The organism is Acinetobacter sp. YH12219, assembly GCF_013417875.1.
GTDB lineage: Bacteria > Pseudomonadota > Gammaproteobacteria > Pseudomonadales > Moraxellaceae > Acinetobacter > Acinetobacter amyesii.
Map to the genome: position 1 here is coordinate 1 of NZ_VPDC01000046.1, position 5700 is coordinate 5700.

Genomic DNA, 5700 nt, shown 5'->3' on the forward strand with positions numbered 1-5700 from the left:
AACTGAGGATCAGAAAGCTTGTTTGAATCGATGTATTTCATCCGCAGATTATGCACGAATGCTAAGAAATCCGGAGTGCAAATATTAACCAAAAAGAAGATCGTTTTTTGATTTATGAAAGAGATCTTTTAAATAACATAATGCAAAATATGTGATATTTATAATAAGAATTATTCCCAATTTTATTGATTACAATAATCGCAAAATATGAATAAATATAGGCTTTTCATTTAAATAAAACCGAGCATAATATCTTTTATGGTACTTTTTTAGCCATGGAGGATAGTATGAAAGCATTATTATTAACGGATGAAATTAACCAATTTCATTGGTCTATGCTGAAATCTGTTCTTTTGATTTTAAGTATTCTGCCGATCAGTCAAGGCATTGTGTATTTATGGCAAAGCACTGAGGGCAGTAGCCAAATTATGGTGGGCTTCTTTGCCATCAGCTTAATAAGTTCATTACTGGCTTTAAGTTTTTGGTCTGCATTAAAAGCGACTGTGGCAAATTTAAAACAAGAACATGCATCTGCCATCGAACAACTGGTTGTTCGTCTTTATCGATATATTCCAATGGTATCTTTAGCTGCCATGCTTTCCTATTTAGTTACGCAGTTATAACCCCAAAATTAAACCTTCAAAACTGGAGCTTGTTCCAGTTTTTTTATGTCTCGTGTTAATGAACAGTTCGTAGCGTACATCAGTGTATACTTCTACATGGTACGCGCTCTAACATAACCTTGCTTTGTCCGTTTTGACGCATCGAATGTCTGTTTCACATATGGTCAGCCTGAATGAAATTTTTATAATCTTTACATATCAGATCTTAGATAGTTAGATGAAGTACAACAAAGAAAAGAAAGAGGGAAAAATGCAACAGATCGATTGGCAAGATTTTTTGAAAGTTGAATTACGTGTGGGGAAAATTGTGCAGGCTGAAGTCTTTGAGCAAGCACGTAAACCCGCGTATATTCTTCATGTGGATTTTGGAGAGGAACTGGGCATTAAAAAATCCAGTGCGCAAATTACACAGCTGTATCAGCCGGAAAATCTATTGGGAAAATTGGTCGTTGCCGTCGTGAATTTTCCAAAAAAACAAATTGGTCCAATCCAGTCAGAGTGTTTAGTCACAGGTTTTCATAATGCAGAGGGGCATGTTGCTCTTTGTGTGCCTGATACAGAGATTCCCCTAGGCACCAAGTTACTTTGAAAAAGTAGGGTGAACTGGCACCCTGAAAGTTTATCAATAAAAAACCGAGCCAAAGCTCGGTTTTTTTGATCTTTTGTAGAGGAATTAACGGCGTGATTTAAAAGAAATATCAACTTTACGCGGTCGATAAATCCAACCGAGAACCAATAGCAAGAATGAGAAAATCAACACAGGCCAATCACTTAAGCGAGTGTAAAGCGTTTCGCCTTGCATGGCAGGTAAATCACCACGAAGTACCGCATCTTTATCCATCGGTGCCTGTTTCACAATGTGACCATTATGATCAATAAAGGCGGTAATGCCAGTATTGGTTGCACGTATAAACCAACGGCCATTTTCTTTGGCACGCATTTGAACCATTTGTAGGTGCTGATGTGGGCTCGCTGTTCCAGTAAACCAAGCGTCATTGGAAATAGTCACCAAATAGTCACTTTGACTGGCATTACGGCGTGTTAAGTTGGGATAAGCCACTTCATAGCAAATCGCTGCACCTAAATCATGACCTTTGACATTTAAAGGCTTTTGGTTGTTTGCACCACGTGAAAAGCCACTCATCGACGGGTCATTTTGTAGGGCAGGTAGTACCCAACTTAACATCCCTGAAAGCGGAATGTATTCACCAAAGGGGACTAGACGTTGCTTCTTGTATAGACCAGAAGATTCATCACCAGTTGCCATGATGGTGTTGTAATACATAGGGTGTTGGTTTTGCTGTGATTCTGCCAAATCCCAATAGGGAATACCTGTCACCCAAGCCGTCCCTGTTTTATTGGCTTGGACTTTCATCGCATCCAGAAACGGCTCAATATCGGTTTGGAACATTGGAATGGAGGATTCCGGCCAAACAATGACATCACGCCCCCATTCGGTCCGACTTAATGACGCATATTTCATTAAGGTTTGAGCTTGGTATTCTGTTAACCATTTTAAATCTTGTGGAATATTGCCTTGAATTAAGGAAACACTCAGCGGTTTTTCATTTTTAGGCTGAACAAATTGCAATTGCGCTGCACCCCATGCACCGAGCAAAACAAGGGCAGAGGGAACAATCCAAAAGATGCGTTTACGCAGGATTTCAACCAAGGCGCAGGCCAATACAATGACCGCAAAAGACACCCCAAAGATCCCGAATAAGGGTGCATAGCCATCGAGGAATCGTTCAGTAAAGGCATAACCTGCAAACAGCCATGGAAAACCGGTAAAGACCCAAGTTTTACTCCACTCGAAAAACACCCACAGTGGCGCAAAGGTCAGTGGGGTTTCTGGAAAGAAGCGGCGGTAGAGCCAACTCTGAACTGCAGTAAACAGCCCCATCACAATCGCCATAATGGCAATCATCAAAACACTCAGTGCTGAATTTGTATGACCATAGATATGGATCGAGGTATACAGCCAAAAAGCCCCGACAAACCATAAGCCAAAGCCATAAGCTAGACCAATGAAAAACGATTGTTTAGGTGCACGTTGACTTAAGCAAGCATACAGCAGGGCTGGAGATAAAATCGCCAACCACCAATAATGATAAGGTGCCAGCGACAAGCTGAAGATGGCACCTGAAAATAATGCAATCAGCAAAGGATAGATGAAAGGTAGCTGTTTTTTTTGTTGTGAGTGGTTTAGCAGCTTATCAAAGTAGGTTCTCATTTACGGACAGCTCGGATCAGATGAATAGTACGTGCATCTGCCTCCAAAATGGTAAATTCCCAGTTTTCAAGTTCAATCACTTGACCTTGTAAATCACTGACTAAGCCCATTTCTTGTAGCAGTAAGCCGCCCACAGTTTCTACTTCATCATCTGAAAAATCAGCATCTAAAAGATTGTTAAAATGTTCAATTGGTGTAAGTGCTTGAACCAGCCATGTATTTGCACTGAGTGGGTCTTCATCTGGAATGATAAATTGAGCTTCTTCATCGACTTTGTCGTGTTCATCTTCAATTTCACCCACAATTTCTTCAAGAATGTCCTCTAAAGTGACTAAGCCTGAAGTTGTGCCATATTCATCAATCACTACAGCGATATGGGTTTGGGTATTTTTCAACATACGTAAAACTTGGTCAGAACGCGCGCTCTCGGGTACAAATAAGGGTTGACGCATTAATGCACGAATATCGACTTTGGTGGTCGGTTCTGTCAAAAATGGCAACAAATCTTTGGCCAACAAAATACCGACAACATTGTCTGGCTGGTCTGAGGAAAAGACTGGGAAACGTGAGTGTGCAGATTCAACAAGTACATGCAAAATATCTAATAGCTCATCATCTTCTTGCAAGCTGATCATCGCAGTACGGGGGGTCATGACCTCGCGGATTTTAGTTGCAGGTAAGTCGAGTACCCCTTCGAGCATGGCAACTGTATCGGGTTCTAAGAAGCGACGTGAATCTTGTACCAATTTCAACAGTTCGTCACGGGTTTCTGGTGCAGTGCCCAGCCATTTACGTAAGCCGCGCATGCCCCACGACGGGCCGGATTCCTCTTGCATGATCTTTCCTAAAGACTCTTAATATCTAATAAATGATGATTTTATCATACCGTAGAAAATACAGTTGTCTATTGTTAATGTTGATCTAGATGATGAGCGATGAAGTCATTTTAAGACGTTATCATCTGCATTTTTCAAGCTAACATTCGGTCGTCAGGATTATGCTAAAATAGCCCTAGATTTTAATACTGAGTTTTCTAATGTCTGAGCCTTCTGTGTCCCCATCAATTCAATTAAACACCCGTGGCTTACGTTGCCCTGAGCCTGTGATGATGTTGCATCAAGCCATTCGTAAATCAAAATCGGGCGATATTGTTGAGGTTTTTGCAACAGATAATTCGACCTCTTGGGATATTCCGAAATTTTGTATGCATTTAGGTCATGAGCTTTTGCTTCAAGAAGAATGTCTTGATGAAAATGGAAATAAAGAATTCCATTATTTGGTTCAGAAAGGTTAATTTAAGAGATTGTAAAAAAATAATAATTATTAAGATGTTACATTTTTATTAATAAAATAGGCTGGTCAAGTCTGATGGCTAGCCTATATCATTCGCTGCATAATTATACAAAGTTTAAAAAACAGACTTTTAAAATGTTAAATTCGATTGCTCTTATACTTGAAAAATTAGGCTTATCCGCTCAAAAGCGTGCCATACATGCGCAATTTTCCAATCCTGCTTTGAATGACGAGCTTTTTATTCAACGTATTGATGGGGAGCATGTCTTAAACCAAGGCCTGCAAGCGACCCTGATTTGCTTATCCACCAATGCATTGATTCCGCTGAAACAATTTATTGGTGTACAAGTTGCTGTTGATCAAGTGACAGATCAGGGCGAACTCTTCCGTACCACGGGTATTATTACAGAGGCCGCCCAAGGGCAGAGTGATGGTTCACTCACCCTATATAAACTCAGTTTAGAAGACGCAACTTCACTGTGGCATAAGCGCCGCAACAGCCGCGTGTTTATGAACAAATCGGTGCGCGATGTCAGTGAAACTCTTTTTAAAGAATGGCAAAGCAAAAGTCCGCTCTTTGCTGCCAGCCTAACGCTTGATCTAAGCGGTTTAAGTCAGAACTATGATGTGCGGCCTTTCATCATGCAGTCGAATGAAAGCGATTATGACTTTCTGACCCGACTTTGGCGCAGTGAAGGCATCAACTGGCTCATCGATGAAGCACAGCTGAAAGTGCCACATTCCTCAGCCCCAATTGAAAAACAAAAACTCCGCCTGATTGATGACAATAGCCAATATCAAGCACTCAGCCGCCGCAGTATCCGCTTTCATCGCTCAAGCGCCACAGAAAAACTAGACAGCATCACCAGCTTGATTGGTGAACGCAGCATTCAGCCGACTGCGGTCCACGTACAGCGCTGGCAAGCCGATGGACTCAGCCAAGAAGAAGGCGCAGGTTCAGTTCAAAGCAAACATCAGCATAGCCAAAGCCAAGACAATGCCAGCTTAAGTTTGGAACAAGCATGGCATATCAGCCCTGCATGGATGCAAGACTTAAAAGGCGAAGACCAAGCTACCGCTTCATCCAATAGCCAAATTGAAAAACTGAATCAAAACCTAACGCGCTATCACGAGCTGCAATCGAAAAAATTTAATGCACAATCGACCGTGCGTGATACCCAAGTGGGTTATTGGTTTGAATTGAATGAACACCCAGAAATAGATCAACACAGTGGTGCAGACAAACAATTTTTAATCACAGAAAAAAAATTCTATAACCAAAATAACTTACCTAAAGACCTCTCTGAACAAGTCAACCAACTGATTGCACAAAGTCAGTGGAACATTAAACCCATCCATGAACAGGCCGAGCGTCAGGCCAATCAGCTCACATTACAACGCCGCAATATTGCGACGGTTCCTGAATATAACCCACTCGAACACCGTCCAAGCACCCATCCGCAACGGGCTAAAGTTGTCGGGCCAAGTGGTGAAGAAATACATGTCGATGAATGGGGGCGTATCAAAGTCCGCTTTTTATTTACCCGTGGA

General features: G+C 41.5%; 6 protein-coding genes. 4 read left to right on the forward strand and 2 right to left on the reverse strand.

Annotated elements, in window-relative coordinates; translation table 11 throughout:
- Window positions 1-287: 287 nt before the first annotated feature.
- Window positions 288-623, forward strand: a complete 336-nt coding sequence (locus FTV04_RS16235) for a hypothetical protein (RefSeq protein ID WP_180090393.1) — start codon at window positions 288-290, stop codon at window positions 621-623.
- Between the two features lie 250 nt (window positions 624-873).
- Window positions 874-1212 carry a tRNA-binding protein gene (locus tag FTV04_RS16240; RefSeq protein ID WP_180042366.1) on the forward strand — a complete coding sequence of 113 codons (339 nt, stop codon included), beginning with the start codon at window positions 874-876 and terminating at the stop codon, window positions 1210-1212.
- Window positions 1213-1296: 84 nt separating this feature from the next.
- Here the strand turns inward: FTV04_RS16240 and lnt are convergent, their stop codons facing one another.
- Both lnt and FTV04_RS16250 read right to left on the reverse strand, forming a co-directional pair.
- Complete coding sequence (gene lnt / locus FTV04_RS16245) at window positions 1297-2856, reverse strand: apolipoprotein N-acyltransferase (protein ID WP_180090395.1); 1560 nt, start codon at window positions 2854-2856, stop codon at window positions 1297-1299.
- On the reverse strand, window positions 2853-3692 hold the full coding sequence (locus tag FTV04_RS16250) for an HlyC/CorC family transporter (protein WP_078189781.1): 840 nt from the start codon (window positions 3690-3692) through the stop codon (window positions 2853-2855). The genes lnt and FTV04_RS16250 overlap by 4 nt, the downstream gene beginning before the upstream one ends.
- Window positions 3693-3892: 200 nt before the next feature.
- On the opposite strand from FTV04_RS16250, the gene tusA reads away from it, so the two are divergent.
- Both tusA and FTV04_RS16260 read left to right on the forward strand, forming a co-directional pair.
- Window positions 3893-4150: a sulfurtransferase TusA gene (gene tusA / locus FTV04_RS16255; RefSeq protein WP_180022606.1), complete on the forward strand. Its 258-nt coding sequence runs from the start codon at window positions 3893-3895 to the stop codon at window positions 4148-4150.
- A 134-nt stretch (window positions 4151-4284) separates the two neighbouring features.
- The coding region (locus FTV04_RS16260) for a type VI secretion system Vgr family protein (RefSeq protein ID WP_180090397.1) at window positions 4285-5700 on the forward strand (1416 nt) is incomplete at its 3' end.